15 protein-coding genes and 1 pseudogene are annotated in these 18,296 nt (G+C 49.9%); 5 read left to right on the top strand and 11 right to left on the bottom strand.

The window, feature by feature from the left end:
* Positions 1-97: 97 nt before the first annotated feature.
* Positions 98-1,126: a LacI family DNA-binding transcriptional regulator gene (locus ACQKPA_RS23795; protein WP_427495058.1), complete on the top strand. Its 1,029-nt coding sequence runs from the start codon at positions 98-100 to the stop codon at positions 1,124-1,126.
* 84 nt (positions 1,127-1,210) lie between these two features.
* Here the strand turns inward: ACQKPA_RS23795 and ACQKPA_RS23790 are convergent.
* Positions 1,211-1,729 (bottom strand): annotated as a pseudogene (locus ACQKPA_RS23790) (DinB family protein).
* Between the two features lie 254 nt (positions 1,730-1,983).
* The gene (locus tag ACQKPA_RS23785; protein ID WP_427495056.1) at positions 1,984-2,832 is read right to left on the bottom strand and encodes an AraC family transcriptional regulator; all 849 of its coding nucleotides are present in this window, start codon (positions 2,830-2,832) and stop codon (positions 1,984-1,986) included.
* A 494-nt stretch (positions 2,833-3,326) separates the two neighbouring features.
* On the opposite strand from ACQKPA_RS23785, the gene ACQKPA_RS23780 reads away from it, so the two are divergent.
* From ACQKPA_RS23780 to ACQKPA_RS23765, 4 genes are all read left to right on the top strand, one after another.
* Positions 3,327-4,874 carry a PTS transporter subunit EIIC gene (locus ACQKPA_RS23780; RefSeq protein ID WP_427494966.1) on the top strand — a complete coding sequence of 516 codons (1,548 nt, stop codon included), beginning with the start codon at positions 3,327-3,329 and terminating at the stop codon, positions 4,872-4,874.
* 9 nt (positions 4,875-4,883) lie between these two features.
* Complete coding sequence (locus ACQKPA_RS23775) at positions 4,884-5,729, top strand: PRD domain-containing protein (RefSeq protein WP_427494965.1); 846 nt, start codon at positions 4,884-4,886, stop codon at positions 5,727-5,729.
* Between the two features lie 240 nt (positions 5,730-5,969).
* Positions 5,970-7,421 carry a glycoside hydrolase family 68 protein gene (locus ACQKPA_RS23770; RefSeq protein ID WP_427494964.1) on the top strand — a complete coding sequence of 484 codons (1,452 nt, stop codon included), beginning with the start codon at positions 5,970-5,972 and terminating at the stop codon, positions 7,419-7,421.
* A 103-nt stretch (positions 7,422-7,524) separates the two neighbouring features.
* Positions 7,525-9,057, top strand: coding sequence for a glycoside hydrolase family 32 protein (locus ACQKPA_RS23765; RefSeq protein WP_427495055.1), 1,533 nt, complete (start codon positions 7,525-7,527; stop codon positions 9,055-9,057).
* Positions 9,058-9,280: 223 nt separating this feature from the next.
* Here the strand turns inward: ACQKPA_RS23765 and ACQKPA_RS23760 are convergent, their stop codons facing one another.
* From ACQKPA_RS23760 to ACQKPA_RS23720, 9 genes are all read right to left on the bottom strand, one after another.
* Positions 9,281-9,964, bottom strand: coding sequence for a hypothetical protein (locus tag ACQKPA_RS23760; protein WP_427494962.1), 684 nt, complete (start codon positions 9,962-9,964; stop codon positions 9,281-9,283).
* 135 nt (positions 9,965-10,099) lie between these two features.
* Entirely contained in the window at positions 10,100-10,315 is a 216-nt protein-coding gene (locus tag ACQKPA_RS23755; RefSeq protein ID WP_427494961.1) for a hypothetical protein, read from the bottom strand.
* A gap of 470 nt (positions 10,316-10,785) precedes the next feature.
* A complete protein-coding gene (locus ACQKPA_RS23750; protein ID WP_427494960.1) occupies positions 10,786-11,628 on the bottom strand; it encodes a sulfurtransferase in 843 nt (280 codons plus the stop codon).
* Between the two features lie 34 nt (positions 11,629-11,662).
* Positions 11,663-12,436: an ABC transporter ATP-binding protein gene (locus tag ACQKPA_RS23745; RefSeq protein ID WP_427494959.1), complete on the bottom strand. Its 774-nt coding sequence runs from the start codon at positions 12,434-12,436 to the stop codon at positions 11,663-11,665.
* A gap of 21 nt (positions 12,437-12,457) precedes the next feature.
* Positions 12,458-13,474: an ABC transporter substrate-binding protein gene (locus ACQKPA_RS23740; protein WP_427494958.1), complete on the bottom strand. Its 1,017-nt coding sequence runs from the start codon at positions 13,472-13,474 to the stop codon at positions 12,458-12,460.
* A gap of 40 nt (positions 13,475-13,514) precedes the next feature.
* Positions 13,515-14,291: an ABC transporter permease gene (locus tag ACQKPA_RS23735; RefSeq protein WP_427494957.1), complete on the bottom strand. Its 777-nt coding sequence runs from the start codon at positions 14,289-14,291 to the stop codon at positions 13,515-13,517.
* Between the two features lie 5 nt (positions 14,292-14,296).
* A complete protein-coding gene (locus ACQKPA_RS23730; RefSeq protein WP_427494956.1) occupies positions 14,297-15,637 on the bottom strand; it encodes an LLM class flavin-dependent oxidoreductase in 1,341 nt (446 codons plus the stop codon).
* 65 nt (positions 15,638-15,702) lie between these two features.
* The gene (locus tag ACQKPA_RS23725) at positions 15,703-16,683 is read right to left on the bottom strand and encodes an aldo/keto reductase (protein ID WP_427494955.1); all 981 of its coding nucleotides are present in this window, start codon (positions 16,681-16,683) and stop codon (positions 15,703-15,705) included.
* 275 nt (positions 16,684-16,958) lie between these two features.
* Positions 16,959-18,275: an LLM class flavin-dependent oxidoreductase gene (locus ACQKPA_RS23720; protein ID WP_427494954.1), complete on the bottom strand. Its 1,317-nt coding sequence runs from the start codon at positions 18,273-18,275 to the stop codon at positions 16,959-16,961.
* Positions 18,276-18,296: the final 21 nt, after the last annotated feature.

The following is an 18,296-nucleotide window of genomic DNA, read 5'->3' as shown; positions in this document are numbered from 1 at the left end:
GGTATTCTTAATGTTATAATATAGATATTACTCCATTAGGATTTCGAATCAGATCAATAACAGGAAACGTTTCCGATATAGAGAGGACTTTATGAATATGGTGAATCCCAAAAAAGTGACGATTGAAGATGTCGCCAAACAAGCGGGCGTTGGCATTGCAACCGTGTCCCGAGCCATCAACAACAGCAAGGGGATCAGTCCGAAAACGAAAGCACGGATCCTGCAGGTGATCGAAGAAATCGGATTTAGTCCGGATACATCGGCTCAAAGCCTGAAGGTTCGGCAGACGAATCAAATCGCCTTGGCCGTGCCTGACATCCGAAATGCGATCATCCCGGAAATCGCCTGGTCGGTGGAACAGACCGCCAAGCAGCACGGGTATCGGGTCGTTCAGATCAATACGGCCGGGAATGCCCGAAACGAGCTTGAAATCGTGAGAGATATCAAGAAGCTCCATGTAGACGGCTTGATTATCATGCCGCTGGCTTATCCGAAAACGCTGGGCGACCTGATCAACAAATCCAGCCTCCCCGTCTCAATCATTAATTACGGGAAACAGCTGGGAGATGAGTATAAAGCCGATATCGTCGGCTTGGCACGCCAGGAGGGCAGGCTTGTCATGGAGCATCTGCTGAAAATCGGTCGGACCCGCATTGCCTACGCGGGTGCGCCCAAAGATAAAATCGAAGAGCGGTATTGGGCATATGAGCAGTCGCTGACGCAAGTCGATCCGTCTCTTGTCTATTTTGGGGAGGATTTCTCGTTTGAAACGGGGGTTCGTGCGGCGGACTATTTTTATGGCCTAAAGCTTATGCCTGACGCCATCTATGCGGTAAACGATATGGTTGCCATCGGCATCGTCAACCGTTTTAAAGAGCTGAAGGTTCGGGTTCCCGATGACGTGGCCGTCGTCGGCATCGATAACAATGTATGGACCACCGTCACGACGCCTCAGATCAGTTCGGTGTCGATCATGGGCGATGAAGTAGCCCGGCTGGCTACGGAATTGCTGCTCAAGCGGCTTCGCGAGCAAAAGTCCGGCCAATACGAACGCGTGCAATTCGAACCGAGGCTCATCGTCAGGGAATCCAGCGTGTCCGTTATACGAAACGCAACAACCGACTAGGATGGGCAACCCGGCCCATAAAGAAGAGCCTGGAACACGGGGTTCCAGGCTCTTTTTGCAGCTCTTAATAGGAATATTAGACGCTTAGTGACTTAAGGTATACAAGTAATAGCCGTAGTCGGTGGGCGTTCCCGGATGGCCGATTTGCCGGAGCATCGCGGTCACGTTCCCCCGGTGATACGTCCCGTGGTTGACCATATGCTAAATATAATTCAGGCAGCTGGCTTTGAAGTCGCCGGACGGATAGACGGTTTCCAGATTCTCATGCTCTTCGATCAACAGCCTGAAGCGCACCGCCAGATCGTCCATTAGCTGTCCCAGTTCTTCGATTCGCTTGCCTTCCGTGTCCGCAACCAGCCGATCGATCGAATCTTTCAGATTCTCTAGGTACGCAGGCGACATCTCCGTAACTCCGCCCGCGTTAAAGAACGACAGCCAGCCGGAATCAATGATATAGATGTGCACCATCGTGTCATAAATGGATGGAAAGACGCTGACAATCTCCTTGCGGTATACGTCTTCCGAAAGCCCCTGCAAATATTCGCAAACCTTCCGATTTGCCCATACGTGGTAATCATACTGCTGCAATATCCATGTTTTCAAATCGTTGTTCCCCTTTTCAAAGGCGGGGAAGCACGCAGTTTAAGGGCAATTATGCGCTAATCCCCATATAAGTTTGCCCATGAACGATAGTTGTTTTCATCTCAAACGCCTCCTGAGATTAACCTAATCCCATTCTAGCATAAATGCAGCCAAATAAGCTGGAATCATCATATGGTTCTAACAAAAAAAGGCCGCAGCAGGTTCCTTGCTACACCCTGTCACAGCCTTGATCGGCATGCCTTTTTTGCGTTCACCTAAGTCGGAACCGGCACGTGCTGCAGCCGATATGAGGTAGGCGACGTGCGGTAATATTTAGCGAACGCTCTAGAGAACGTATGAAGATTGGAATATCCCAGCGAAATAGCCGCCTCCGTGATAGATACATCAGTTTCGGTCAGAAGCACCGCTGCCCGCTCCATCCGCAGCTTCATGAGATAATGGCTCGGACTAATGCCGTACACTCGAATGAATTCACAGTACAGATGCGTCCGGTGTACGCCGGCATGCTCGACCACATCCGTAACGGTGATCCCCTCCATGTAATGGGAATCCATATAATGAACGCTTTGCTCAAGCCAGTTCGATTTACCCCCTTTTTGGACCGTGGCACCCGCCAGCAGCTCAAACAGCCGGTATAACCATTTCTGTCGTGCAAACTCGTTTCCGATGGTATCGTTGTCAACACATCTATTCATTTGATCCAGCACCGCCTGCAGTTCACCCTTCATCACGTTATGCACATAAGGCTTGCACGGATGCAGCCCAATCCGGCTCAAAGCCAAGTCGGTCAATCCTCCATCCAAAACGACCCACTGCATGCGCAGCGTCGGTTCGAGATGGCCGTTCGGCTCCCAGTAGCTGTACCTCGTACGAGGAAACAGGCAAAAGACGTCCCCCTCCGACAACGTTACCTCCTCGTCCACGTAAGCCAGTGAGACCATTCCGTTCAGAACAAAATGCAGCGCATAGTTTTCGGATACTTTGGGGCCTACGAAATATTGGGGTTTGACCCGACTCCGGCCCGTACGGAGAATCCAGATTCCACCCCCTTTTTCCATATCCGAAGGTATGGAGTACTTCATATCGGCATTTTCGAAGACCATTTCCTTCACACGATATCCCTCCCTCACAAAAAATGTTTCCTGCTACCTTGGAACCCTGGCATGTTACGCTTGCCTTCATCAGGTAAAAACAACAAAAAGACACAGCCCGATGACTGTTCCTCCAGTGTGTTCTGGTCGACAAACCTTCCGTATGTTATCTATATTGATGTGCCCCTGGGTCAGACGCAGGCTCTTCCGCTTTACACGTTCCCAATGGCCACCGGATTCTCCTTATAGCTGATCCAATCGCTCCAGCTTCCGGCATACACTTCGAATTCGACGGGGGATCTGCTAGAACTGAATGTAAAGCCAAGATGAGCCATTGTCCTCAGAGTAGTGGTATTTACTGACCATTGATTTTGGAAAGTGAAGTGGTCACAATAGTAATATTGCCATAAATGACGGAATTGTTAATTTTGTAGAAGATCAACTTTCAATGATAGACATCGATCCTTCGATGTCCGTTTAATGCCAAGTAACAGGGAGGAGCATCCATGCAGCAGGATGACCGGAGTGTCACCAAGGGGCGTAGTTCCGCAAGGGCATTGGCCACACAACTTATTGAATGGTCCGGAGGAACGGACAATATTATCGAAAGCACCCATTGCACGACACGACTCCGACTCCGATTGCAGAACAGTGATCTGGTGGAACAAGAACGTCTTGATGGGTTGCAGGAAATTCAAGGGGTGTACGTTCGTGCTGGACAATTGCAGATTATTCTTGGTCCCGCTCTTGTCTCGAAGGTTAATCGCCAGGTGAATGTCATGCTTCAGTCAGCTGCTTTGTCCATACCAAAAGAAGACGAACCGAATGGACCTGTCACACCACGGCTACACGAAGAAGTTCATATTGAATCCTACCCACTGCCGTCCGTGTCTACGGCTAGCAGGTCATCCAATGATAAGGGGCTTCATTCACGAGCATTGTTACACAGGTTGATGGACGTATTCCAATTTTTTTCTGATATCGTTGTGCCCATTATTCCACTCTTCATCGGGGCTGGACTGCTGTTGGGTCTCTTGGGACTTGCAGGAGCATTTGGTTGGGATGATCCGAGCCAAATGTGGTTCCGGATTCTGTCACTGCTGACGGGCTCCGCGTTCCAGCTGATGGCGGTTCTCTTCGGATACAACACCGCCAAGCGGTTCGGGGGAACCCCGACGCTTGGTGCCGCTGTTGGAATTGTCATGACTCATCCGGGGATTCTTCCGTTCACCGACGTCGGTGGAGATCCGGCATTTGCTCAAGTTTTGACCATATCACCGCAATTCGGGTATCAGGGAGCCATAATCCCAACCGTTCTTGCGGCGCTTATGCTAACGATAATGGAGAAAGGACTACGCCGATGGATGCCGTCATCCGGAGCTGTTCTTCTCGTTCCCTTCTTAAGCTTTAGCATCGCGGGCAGCCTTGCGGTACTGGTTATAGAACCTCTTGCTCTTGGTTTGGGCCGCTCGCTGGGAAGTATTCTCGAACACGTCTTCAACTACGGGAGTTTGCTTTTTGGCCTTCTGCTTGGAGGGATCTACAGCTCCATTGTGATCACCGGTCTTCACCACGGGATTCAGGCTGTCGAAGTTGGACTGATTTCCAATCCGGATATCGGCTTCAACTTCTTGCTTCCGATCTGGTCCATGGCGAATATTGCCCAAGCAGGGGCGGGTCTTGCAGTGTATGCCAGAACCCGGGACGAAGCATTGAGGAAAATAGCATTGCCTGCTTCGATCACCGCGCTGTTCGGCATTACCGAGCCAGTCACTTATGGTGTGAATCTTAAACTTGGGCGCCCCTTTCTGGGTGCGGCCGCCGGAGGAGCCGCCGGAGGAGCATATGTCGCATTTCATCAGGTTGTGGCCAATTCATTTGGGCTAACCGGATTGCCGATGATTGCTTTTATCGTACAGCCGGGGTTGATGAATTTTGTTCATTATCTGATCGGTTTTGTGCTTGCGCTGGCGACGGCTTTTACTGTTACCTTGCTGCTCGGTGTAGATCGCGATGTTCGACCAGAAGCTGATAAACTTAACGAACAGGCATAGGAGACTAACATGAAGATCAAAAAAATACTCAACAATAATGCCGCTGTGGTTAACGATCATGGAGAAGAGAAAATAGTCATGGGGCCGGGTGTTGTTTTCCAAAAAGGAAAAAATGATATTGTAGACCCAAGCCTTGTTGAAAAAGTGTTTGTGATGACTGATCCGAAACGGTATAACCACCTTCAGGAAATACTGGGGACCCTGCCTGAAGAAGAAATTGCAGTCGCCCAGCAGATCATCACTTTCGCCGAGAAATCACTGGGTGTTACGTTTCATGAGCATATCCATATCGCTCTTACAGACCATCTCTCGTTTGCTCTGGAGCGGATTGGCAAAGGAATCGAAATTCGGAATACGCTTCTTGAGGAGATTCGTATCCTCTATCCAAGAGAGTTCCAGCTTGGGCTTCATGCCAAGCGTTTGATCTACGAGAAATTGCAGGTGGTCATCCCGGAAGATGAGGTTGGTTATATCGCCATGCATATCCATACGGCCTGGAAGAATGCGGGCATGCGCCATAAGGCTCCGGAAAAGACGGCCATGATCAGGGATATCGCGGAAGGTGTAGGACAAGTTGCCGGTGTACTGGATCGACGGTCTGCGAACTATGAGCGACTTTTGACCCAGCTTGAGAATATGCTGCAAACGGATGAATCAGGCAGACTCCGCAATGAACTGAATCCGGAGCTTGTAGCGATGGCAAAGGTGAATTTTACCGAAGCATATACACAGGCCCGCGAGATCTGTGAAATGGTTGAAGAGGATTATGGATATGCTTTTACCGAAAGCCAACTGGTTGTGATCGCCATGGAAATCAACCGGATAGATCATCGACTTCATCCATCCTCGGATTGATTCTGATGCTTGATAAACTGAGTCCCTGGTCCTTGATCCGAATCGGGAGTTTCGATCTATAGCCAAGTTTTGATCGGACCATATAGAATAGTTATCGACAGTTGAATATGTCGGGATTGTTACTGGTAAGCAGGCAAGACCTAAAAGTCCGTTGGGATCGGTGTATCCACCATACCCTAACGATTTTTAGGTCTTTTTCTGTTTACCGGAAAAAAATGACAAGAGAGAGGGATACATCTAATGAATTTCCAGAAGATTGTGAGAAGAGTGACAGCAGTAACGTTGGCAACAACACTATTGGCAGGTGGAGGAGTTTCGGCTTTTGCAAAAGAAAATTCAGACTACAAAGAGAGTTATGGTTTCTCGCATATTACACGCGCAGACGCCCTGAAAATTCCTGAGGAACAGATCAAAGAACGATTCAAGGTTCCTCAGTTTGACGCATCTACTATCCAAAATCTACCTTCTGCAAAAGGGTATGATGAGAATGGTAACATCATCGACATGGATGTGTGGGATACCTGGCCACTGCAGAATGCGGATGGTACCGTAGCTGACTATCATGGTTATCAAATCGTCTTTGGCCTGGCGGGTGACCCGGATCGGGGATGGGACACATTCATCTATATGTTCTACAAAAAAGCAGGAGACACATCCATTGATGCCTGGAAAAATGCAGGCAGAGTGTTCAAAAACACCGACAAGGACGTTCCGAATGACCCCATTCTGAATCAGCAGGCAGAGGAATGGTCCGGCTCTTCTACGCTGACTACGGATGGCCATATTCGTCTGTTCTACACCAATCGTCATGGCTGGGACCCGGCCAACGGATTTTATGGCAAGCAAACCCTGACGACTGCGCAAATCAATGTCTCCGAACTTACAGAGGACACGCTCAAGGTGGATGGTGTTGAAGATTTCAAGTCGATCTTTGATGGTGACGGCAAAATGTATCAAACCGTGGAGCAGGCTTTCAGCGGTGGGGATTATTCCGACAATCATACGCTGAGAGATCCTCATTACGTTGAAGATAATGGTCACAAATACCTTGTTTTTGAAGCCAATACTGGAACTGAGACGGGCTACCAGGGCGAGGATGCATTCAATAACAGAGCCTTCTACGAAGGAAGCAAGAAGTTCTTCCAGGCCGAGAGGGAGAAATTGCTGCAAAGCCCTAATAAAAAGTTAGCTTCCTTAGCCAATGGCGCTTTGGGGATCATTGAACTGAATGACGACTATACCTTAAAACAAGTGATGAAGCCGCTGATTGCATCCAATACGGTAACAGATGAAATTGAACGCGCAAATGTCTTTAAATTGAATGGAAAATGGTATTTGTTCACGGATACAAGAGGAGCCAAAATGGTTGTGGATGGTGTCGATGCTGAAGATATCTACATGTTGGGATATGTATCTAATTCTCTGACAGGACCATACAAGCCGTTGAATGGTAGCGGACTAGTACTGCATCAGGATCTGGATCCTAAGGATGTTACCTGGACTTACGCACATTTTGCTATTCCGCAAGTTCAAGGCAACAACGTAGTGATCACTAGTTATATGACCAACCGAGGAATGTTTGAAGATCATCACTCTACCTTCGCACCAAGTTTCTTGGTGAATATCAAAGGATCCAAAACATCCGTAGTGAAGGACAGCATTCTGGCACAAGGACAATTGACAGTGGAGTAAACCAACTCCACAGAGAGTCTGAAGAAAGAAAATGTCGATATATATTGGCATTTTCTTTTTTTACAAGCGGGGTATTGTTATGAATATTAAAATTAGAAAGAAAATGGTCATCGGGTCTGCTGTCTGTGGTATGATCACGCTCGCTTTCACTGTCATTCCGCTCTTGACCAACAGCCCATGGCCTACAGAGGATACGGGAGTAGCCTCTCCTAGCGCGAGTATGAGAGCAAGCTTCCATTTTACAACGCCAGACAAGTGGAAGAATGATCCCCAAAGGCCGATATATCTGGACGGGAAGTACCACTATTATTATCTGTATAACGGTGATTACCCCACAGGTAATGGTACGGAATGGCGGCATGCAACATCGGTCGATCTGGTTCATTGGAAGGATGAAGGAATAGCAATCCCTAAATATACGAACCGGAACGGTGATCCATGGTCTGGCTCATTGGTTGTGGATGAGTCAGGTACAGCCGGCTTCGGCAAGGGAGCAATTGTTGCGATCATGACGCAGCCCTCTGCCGATAGCGGACAACAGGAACAATACTTATGGTACAGCACCAATCAAGGGAAAACGTTTAAGCCATATGGAGATCGACCGGTGATCAAGAATCCGGGACAAAAGGATTTTAGAGACCCTAAAATCATCTGGGATGAGCAATCCCGAAAGTGGGTTATGGCTCTGGCTGAAGGGACGAAGATTGGATTCTATGAATCGGTTAATCTGAAAAATTGGCGATATACCGGCGGCTTCTTCACGGAAAACGTGGGGTTGGTTGAATGTCCTGATCTCTTTGTGATGCGGGCAGATAACGGAACCTATAAATGGGTGCTCGGCGTAAGCGCCAATGGCAGATCATCAGGACAACCCAACACCTACGCTTATTGGACCGGAAGCTTTAATGGTAAACAATTTGTTCCAGACCTTCATGAACCACAATGGCTGGACTATGGCTTCGACTGGTATGGTGGAGTTACATTTGAAGATGGGGCAAGCAGTGACAAAACCGATCATCGCTACGCATTTGCCTGGATGAATAACTGGAGCTATGCCAACAATACGCCAACACTGCAGGAAGGTTACAACGGCATGGATTCGATTGTTCGTGAAATTAAGCTTATTACAACGAAAACGGGTCAGTATCGACTGATCTCTAGGCCGATTGAGTCACTGGAACAGGCGGTGGTCTCGGAGACTGCCTTTAAACCGATTACAGTGAAGGGATCTCATACACTTCCTGTGACTGGAGATTCGTATCAGCTTGAGGTCGATATATCGTGGACCAAGATTAATAATATTGGATTAAGGCTTCGTGAATCCAACGACCAGAGCCGACATGTGGATACAGGCGTCAATGTAGAAGGTGGCTATGTCTATGTGAACCGGACCTATACCGGGAATCCTGACAGGAGTGGCCGAGACTTGGAGAGTCAAGCGGCATTTGCTCCCGAGAAGAATGAGGTTCATCTCAAGATTCTCGTAGACAAGACCAGTATTGAGGTCTTCGTTGATGATGGTTCATTGGTGTTATCCAATGTCATTTTTCCCAAATGGAATGATCGTGGGATCACACTGTATGCTGAAGGGGGAGAAGCAGTATTTAGCAACTTGCAGATTAAATATTTCGATTAATCGGGGGCATGACGAAAAGGGGCTATCCCGAGTCTTTTTATGACTTATGATATGCTCCCCATATAGTAGACAGGTGAAATAATTAAAGCCTTTTACTATATGGGGAGTATTTTTATGGGACAGCTCCTTTGGTTCTGCAATCCTTTAATCAACACATTATAAATTGAAAGGTGAGTGAGAAATGATCTACCGAAACTTAAAATTTCATTTCCAGAATCAGTAATTATTGCGAATCTTCCATTTGTTTTATGTTTATATTTGTGTGCAGGATCGAACCTGAATTTACATTTTTGTATAATTCGATGGGTTTATTTATTACATCATCTCTCAAAGTCCCAGCAGCTAACAAATAGTTATACAAGTTATTTACAAGTACTTCACCTTTATGTTTGTTGAAGTGATACTCTAAAGAAGCTCCGCGAGTGCTAAAAGTTCCTTTGTTCCATCCTAGCGTGGCAAGTTGCGCTTCGGAATACTCTAATCTAGCATTACCAGTTAAATTTCTTGTGCCACTGCCATCAACAACTCTTATAGTAACGTTGTACACCATTTGCGTTTTAGTCATAGGTACATTCCAAACAAATGTCTTTCCAACAACTGGGGGAACACTTCCTGATTTAGGTGCCAAGGTACCATAAGCAGTTGCAGTTCCACTTACAGTTACATTATCCAAAGAGTCTGCCCCGATATTTCCCACCCAAACTCCTAAGTTAGTGTAGGATGGAGATACAGTGATTGGTATTCCATTAGGAAAGCTTACAGCATTAGGTTGGACAAGGTTTTGTTCATATGTAATTGTTGGAACATAAGGGTCGGTTGTTTTTGAACTTTCGACATCTGCAAATGCAGATGTGCTAATAGAAGGTAGTATGAGAAATGCTAGAATAGAACTGAAATTTTTTTTCATTAAAAGAACTCTCCTTTATATTATATTCCGCAGATTGTAAAACAATAATAGTTTTTAAAGCAGATATTTGCCCATGTATCAATTTCTAGAAGGAGTTTTTGCGTTTTAATTGATTTGGAAGTGAGAACCTCTTGTTTAATGCACTCCCAAGTTTCTTTTGTTGACTACTGTTGGACCATAACAATTGAAGTTTACTGAAGAATTGTTAAATTCTTCTATTAATTGTGTTTCATTTAAGACTTCCTCTGTTAAGTAAATCGAGTTATCAAGCCAGTGATCATCAAGTAGTTCCCCTTGCATAAATTCAAAAACATCATGTCCTTTAAGTTCATGCTTTTTTAAAGGGAGCACTCTTTCTCCTCCTTAATCCAATATAGACTCTGCGATGATGTATTACTTGTAAGGAATACAAAAAGAATAATCCTCCTTTCTATATTAGTGGTAAATATATACTTCATTGCTATATTACATCATTATGCGCTAAAAAATAGTATTTTTCTGGGAATTTATTTCTTGCTTTTGTAGGTAGTTAATCAAGAAAGAACATAGGGTAGGATCTTTGAAAGTTTTATATTCATAACAATTACAAATTTGTCAAGCTCATCTATACGAAAGCAATCAAGTGAACATCTGCGTGAATGAGTTCAATGATTTCTGGATATATTCAAAGCATATCTATTATCTGATTTAAGCTGCCTTTACTCATTTCTAGTTGACTTCGTGTTGACTTTCGGGCCAAAAAAATACACCACCAAAGAATTAAAGCTGCATGGTGATGTATCCAAACTTACTTTATAGACTGTTACTTATCTTTCGGTTTTCTATTCTGCCCCCGTTGCCACCGTATTCCCATCATAGCTGATCCAGTCGCTCCAGCTGCCTGCATACAGCTTCACCTTGCGGTACCCCGCTTCTTGCAAAGCCAGCACGTTCGGGCACGCGGACAGCCCGGAGCCGCAATACACAATCACTTCGTTATCTGGATCTATTCCCTCAAAACGCTCACGCTGCCGCTCTGCACTCTTCAGTGTCCCGTCTTCATCTATCCCGTGCTTCCAAAAGGCGTGCACCGCTCCCGGAATATGTCCGGCCACCGGATCCAGCGGCGCCGTTTCTCCCGTAAACTGCTTCCAGTCCCTTGAATCGAGCAGGGTCACGCCAGCTGCGCCAAGCTTCGCCCTCACCTCGTTCACATCAGCCAGCCAATCCTTCTGCACCCTTGCCTGGAAAGAACGCGGCGTCACTTCGATTTTCCCCGAGGTAAGCGGATATCCGGCTGATTTCCAGCCTGTGAAACCTCCATCCAATATAAATGCCGAACCGTGGCCCAGGTATTTCAAAATCCACCATAACCGCGCTCCTTCCGGACGGAGGTCATCGTCATAGACAACGACAGGCGTACTTGTATCGATTCCGAGATTGCCGAGTCGCCTGGCCAGCTCATTCGGTTGAGGCAGCGGACTCCGGCCGCCATGCTCACCTGGCGGATCCATCAAGTCCTTTTTCAAATCAATGAATACCGCGCCGGGCACATGTTCACGCTGATAAGCCTCGAGGCCGTATCCCTCATTGCCCGGGCTGAATCGGACATCCGCGATAACCAGCTGATCCGGGTTCGACTCCAGCTGCTCCAGCACCCATTCCTTGCTTACGAGATTTGACAATAGCTTCACGTCCCTTCTGATTTCAAGCAGCTGTTCAAATCGTGAATTCCAAATCCTCTTCTGTCTTCACGTCATAGATCGCAGAGTAGATGTCGTTCTGAATCTTCAGCAGACCGGCATCCTCCCGCTTGCGCGGACGCTCATGGGGAACGTCGAAAATGTGGTGAATGCGCCCGGGACGCGGGGATAGCAGGACGACCCTGTCCGCCAGAAAGACGGCTTCGGATACGTCATGGGTCACAAATACCACCGTCTTCTTCTCCTCCTGCCATATGCGGAGCAGATCCTGCTGGAGCTGAAGCCGGGTCAAATGGTCCACCGCGCCGAACGGCTCGTCCATCAGGAGGATGTTGGGGCTGCTTACAAGAGCCCTAGCGATCCCTGCCCGCTGCCGCATGCCTCCCGACAGATGGTGGGGATATTTGGAACCGAATCCCTGCAGACCGACCATGTTCAGATATTTGTCCACGAGCGTTTGCCGCTCCGCTTTTTTCATGCCGGCGAGCTCCAGCCCAAGGCCGACATTCTGCGAGATGGTACGCCACGGATACAGGGATGCATCCTGGAATACGACCCCTGAGCTCCGCGTGGGTCCTTGAACCTTCGCGCCATCCAGCAAAATTTCGCCTTCCGTCGGAAGCTGCAACCCCGCCAGCAGCTCGAGCAACGTGCTTTTCCCGCAGCCGCTCGGCCCGAGGATGCATAGAAATTCGCCATCGCGGACCTGCAAGTTTATATGTTGAAGCGAGATCGTAGGAAGATCACCGTCATAGACCTTCGAGACATTTTCCACCGTAAATCCCGACATAGGAACGCCTCCTGCCACACTTTATTTTTCCGGAATAAACCTCAGGTCCAGAATGTCCTCCACCTTGTAAATCTCATCCTGGAAACCTAACTCCTTCTGAATCTGCTGGGTATCGTTCAACGCGTTGATGTCCACGTCCGGATTGTTCTCCCACAGCACCTCTTCACGTTCCAGCGCCAGATCCAGCACCTCGGGATCAATCTCGATATTGTTCAGATAGTACGCCTTATACTCGTCCGGATGGCTCTTCGCATATTCCTGCGATTTGAAATAGGCCCGCAGCAGCTTCTCGACCAATTCCGGTTTCTCGTTCAATATGCCGTCACGCGCCGCCAGCACCCCGGTGTGGAAAGTCGGCAGGTAATCCCAGCCTGTAGCGATGATATGGCCTTTTCCCTGCTTCTCCGCGAGAGAAGCGAACGGCTCATGGATGATGGTGGCGTCAACCTGTCCGGTTTCCAAACTCGCATGAGCCGCCTGATGCGTGCTGTTAGCAATGAAGGTTACATCCTCCGGCTTCAAGCCATGCTCCTTCAGAATGACTCGTGTATACACCTCCAGCCCGCTGCCAAACACGGCGATGCCCACCTTCTTGCCCTTCAGGTCTTCCACCGTCTTGATCTCCGGCGAGGCAATCAGGTAGAAAGGGCCTTTGGTTCGGAACATGGAGGAGACGATTTTGACGGGAGCGCCCTTGCCCGCAGCCACAATCGCCGTCGTCGTGGCTACGTCGACCACGTCAATGTCCTTGCTGGTCAGACCGGCTATCGGATCCTTGGTGGTAATAAACTCGACGTCGAGTCCTTCTTCCTCGAAGAATCCCTTCTCCGCCCCGAAGGACACCGCCAATCCGCTGACGCCGCTAAGCGGCGCGTAACGGATCTTCTCCAGCTTGGTTCCCGCAGCGCTTTCTCCGACCTCTGCGGACGGGGCTGCTCCCTTGCCGCTATCCGTGCCGCTTGCGCAGCCGGCCGTCATGGCGATTAACCATAACGCCGCAAGCGCTATGATGTATGGACGTATTTTTCTTCTGTTCATATGGATCTCTCCCCTTGTAAGTGACGCTCTTTCTGATGGATTATGATGATTTCCATTTCAAAAACACATTGCGCTCCAACAAATCGATCAATGAAATAATAAGTACGGATACGACGGTAACCAGCGCTACAATGGCAAAAGCCTGCGCGGTATTATACAGCGATGTCGCCTTCACGAGAATATTGCCAAGGCCGTCCTTCGACGCCAGCATCTCCCCGAACAGAGCCCCAACCAGTCCGGTTGCAGCCGATAAACGCAGACCCGCAAAAATGGTCGGCGCAGCCGATGGCAAAATCACCTTCATGATGGTCTGGTTCCGCGTGGCCTCGAACGCTTGGGCGACCTTCAGGTGATTATCCGCCGTCTGTTTGATCCCGGTCATCGTATTGACCGTGATCGTAAAGAAACAGAACAGGAACACAATCGATATTTTATGCGTAACCCCGATCCCGAGCCAGAGCGCAAGCAGCGGCACGATCGTCACCTTCGGAATCGCCATCAGCGCCGAAAGATACGGCCGGAAGAACTGCTCCGCCCAAGGGATCAGCACCAGAGCCATGCCGACGGCCAAACCGCCAAGGGCGGCAATGCCATAGCCCGCAACGAATTCGGCCAGGGTGACGTATAGATGCTTCCAAATCTCTCCGTCACCGAACAGTTTGAACAGCTCTCGGAATACCTGGGAAGGTGCGGGCAGGTACAGGCTGCTGACGATCTCCGTGCGAACCAGGAGCTCGCAAATCCCCAATATGATCAGCAGCAAAACCGCCTGCCCCGCCCAGATGCCGCGGTATTTCTTGGCATGCCTCGTTCCCATCAGGATCACCCCTTTGCAATCAGATCATAGCGGTTCCCCGGGCGGCTTAGTCCCAAGTGCTCGCGGAAGGTGCTGCCTTCATATTCGATACGGAATAAGCCCCGACGCTGAAGCTCGGGGACTACCAGCTCCAGGAACAGATCCAATCCACCCGGCATATAAGGCGGGCACACATTGAATCCGTCAGCCGCTTCATCCCGGAACCATTCCTCGATGATATCCGCCACTTGCGTCGCGCTGCCAACAACAAGCAGATGCCCGCGGACCGTAACGGTAAAGAAATAGAACAGATCCCTGATCGTAATATCCTTGCGCCCGTTGGCCGCTCTGGCCAAGTCGGCCCAGTGTAAGGCCGTTTCCGAATCCGATACATCCGGCAGCGGATCCTCCAGCGAATATCCCCTCAGGTCGATTCCGATCTTATCCGACAGCGGTCCCAGATCGTAATCCGTAACGACCAGCTCATTCAGCTCCGCATATTTGGCCCGTGCTTCTTCCTCCGTCCGGCCCACAATCGGGACCAACCCGGGGAGGACCTTCAAATCCGAAGCCTCCCTTCCATACTCCGGCAGGCGGCCTTTCACTTCCTTGTAAAATTTCACGGTAACTTCCTTCACGTTCGTTCCGGTGAAGACCATGTCGGAATATTTGGCCGCCAGCACTTGGCTGCGCAGGGAGGTTCCTGCCGTGATCAACGGAAGCTGGCCCTGTATCGGGCGCAGAATGTTCAGCGGACCCGCAACCGAGAAGTGCTCGCCGACATGATCCAGAGCGTGCACCTTGCTTCCGTCGGCGAACACGCCGCTTGCTTTGTCCCGCGGTAGGGAGTCGTCCTCCCAGGTGTCCCACAGCCCGCTTACAATTTCGATGAATTCCTCAGCGTAGTCGTACCGCTTGGCGTTATCCCAATGCTTCTCCCGGCTGAAATTCAGCGCAGCCCGCGGATCGGAGCCCGTCACGACATTCCATGAGGCCCGGCCCTGGCTAAGATGATCCAGCGATGCCGTGAAGCGTGCGATGTTGTAAGGCTCGGCATAGGTGGTGTTCACCGTGCCGATCAAACCGATTTTATCCGTTGCCGCCGCCAGATAGGACAGCATCGTAAACGGCTCCAGCCGCGTCATTTGGGAAGGGAATAAATGCTGCATGTCCGCGCTCGTGGCCAATCGGTCCCCCAGGAAGAAGAAATCGAACTTGGCCTTTTCAAGCTTCTGGGCGACCTCCTTCAGGAACTGGGGATCGTAAGCTCCGTCCGTTTTGCCTTCGGGCAGTCTCCAGCCCGCGGGATGATAGCCTGTCCCGAATAAGAACAAGCCAAGATGCAATTGACGACGTTTTGAACTCATGGTTGTGTCACCTTCCTGATTTATAATATTTGATCATAAAAGCGTTTAATTTCTACGGACCCGCTTTATCCGCGGATTTCAGCCGATAAACGATCAATTTCCTGCAGTTCTTCCTCTGTCAGCCGCTCATCCGAATGCTTCAATGTATCCGCGATATGCTCGGGCTTGGATGCCCCGACAATGGCTGACGTGATGCCCGGGCGACTGAGCACCCAGTTCAGGGCGAACTGCGGAAGCGTCCATCCCCGGTACTCAGCCAGCGTCCGGATCGCTTCTACAATAGAGAGCACATGCCTCTGGTTCAGCAGCAATTGCAGTCTCTGTTCGCCTGCAACCAGGCGCGAGTCTGATGGGGGAGCTTCGCCCGCCCGGTACTTCCCGGACAATATGCCCCGGCCGAGCGGACTGTACACAATAACCCCGACCTGCTCGGACTGGGCAAAGGGGAGCAGCTCGCGTTCGATATCCCTCGTAATGAGACTGTATTCCGGCTGTACGCTTTCGAACCTGCGAAGACCATGGAGCGCACTGATACCATGAGCTTTGGCCAGCTGCCAGGCCGCGTAGTTCGAGCAGCCGATATAACGGATTTTGCCCTGTCGCACAAGATCCGTGAGCGCCTCCAGCGTCTCTTCCAGCGGGGTAAACTCATCAAACCGATGCACTTGATAAAGATCGATATACTCCGTTTGGAGCCGGACAAGGCTGTTCTCCAGCGCGCGATAAATATGATAGCGGCTTTGGCCTTGGTCATTGATGCCGGGTCCGATCCGGTTATGCAGCTTCGTAGCCAGGAGAATATCCTGTCTTCGCTCCTTCAACAGCCGGCCCAGAATTTCTTCCGACTCCCCAAGCTGATTTACGTTTCCGTTATCCATACCCGCGCCATATACGTCAGCCGTATCAATCAGATTGATTCCAGAAGCAAGCGCCAGATCCAATACGGCGGCCGAAGCCCTTTCATCGATCCAACGCCCGAAAGCCATGGTCCCGAAACTCACCTCCGACACTTGAACTCCCGTTCTCCCTAGTGGTCTATACTTCATACATTGGAGCCTCCTCATAAGATTCATATAAGAAAACCTCTATCGAGGCTTTTCCGAAAGGATGAGCGAGCGATTCAAAGGCAGGTTTTCTTGCGATATCAGGAAGGCCCTGCTTCGAAGTCTGATATCTAAAAAAAACAGCCGAAGACACACCTCGGATCACTAGTTGATCCAAGGATGCATCTCCGGCTGTCCGGTAGAATACGCATAAATTCTAATATTTCCGATAAGTTAAGTAGGAATATAGCACCGTCTAATTTTGTCGTCAATTAATTTTAATGTTGGGTTTCCGGCCGTTTGAGACCGAGATGGTCCCGTAACGTTCTGCCTGTATAGTCCTCGCGAAACAGCCCGCGCTGCTGGAGCAGCGGTACTACGCCCTCCACAAACTGTTCGAGTCCGCTCGGAAGCAAAGGGGCCATAATGTTGAATCCGTCGCAAGCCCCGCTTCGAAACCAATCCTCGATCCAATCGGCGATCTGCTGCGGGGTTCCGATCATCGTCATATGACCTCTGGCGACCGCGTAATGCCTGCCAAGCTCCAGAATGCTCATGCCCGACTTCGCGGCCATATCCATTATCATGATCGCCCGGCTGCTGTTCCCTTCCCTCGGCAGATCAGGAAGCGGACCGTCTACCGGATATTCGGTCAAATCCGCATTCAGCAATTGAGACAAATATTTCACCCCTGCTCCCGGCAAGATGAGCTCGCTGAATGCCCGGTGATACGCCAAAGCTTCAGCTTCGCTCTCTCCGAGGAAGATCAGCAATCCCGGGAGAACCTTTACCTCTTCCCCTTCCCGTCCATACCCCTTAAGCAAGTCCTTAAACTCCCGGTAATACCTTATCGCATCTTCTTTACTCTCACAGGCCGTAAACACAACATCGGCTGTTTGGGCGGCCAGCCTTCTTCCCGCTGCCGAGGTTCCCGCTTCAATGATAATGGGCCTGCCTTGCGGAGATCTGGGCATGTTCAGCGGGCCTTCCACCCTGAAAAATGCTCCTTCATGTTGAATCCGATGAATCCGGGTCGTATCCGCAAAAACAGCTCTCTGCCGATCCAACACAAGGGCATCGTCCTCCCAGCTGTCCCAACATTCCATCACAGCCCGCAGAAATTCCTCCGCCCGTTCATACCGCTTCCCGTGCTCCATTAATTCAGCCGAGCCGAAATTGCGCGCCTCGGCATCCTTTGTGGAGGTCACCACATTCCATGCGGCTCTGCCGCCACTGATATGATCCAGCGTGGACAGGCGCCTTGCCAATGCGTAGGGCTCGTTGAATGTGGTAGATGCCGTGCCGGCTAATCCAACATGCTCCGTGACGCCGGCCAGACTGCTGATCATGGTCAGCGCTTCAGGCTGAAGAAAGCTGACATTCGTCCGCAAATCCTCGATCAACGGAATCGAGTTGTTGTCCGCAAGGAATACCATATCGAATTTCCCGCGTTCGGCTGCTTGAGCGCAGCGCTTATAGAAATCGTAATCCACGGCTCCGACCCCCGCCGAACCGGGATGCCGCCAAGCGGCAATGTGGTGGCCGTAATTCATTAGAAAAGCACCCAGACTTAATTGGCGTCGCTCCGCACCCATCTCTATACTCCCCTTCGCTTT

This window comes from Paenibacillus sp. NPDC093718, assembly GCF_050279985.1.
Classification (GTDB): Bacteria; Bacillota; Bacilli; order Paenibacillales; family Paenibacillaceae; genus Paenibacillus_AQ.
This window is presented reverse-complemented; position numbering and strand designations above follow the sequence as displayed.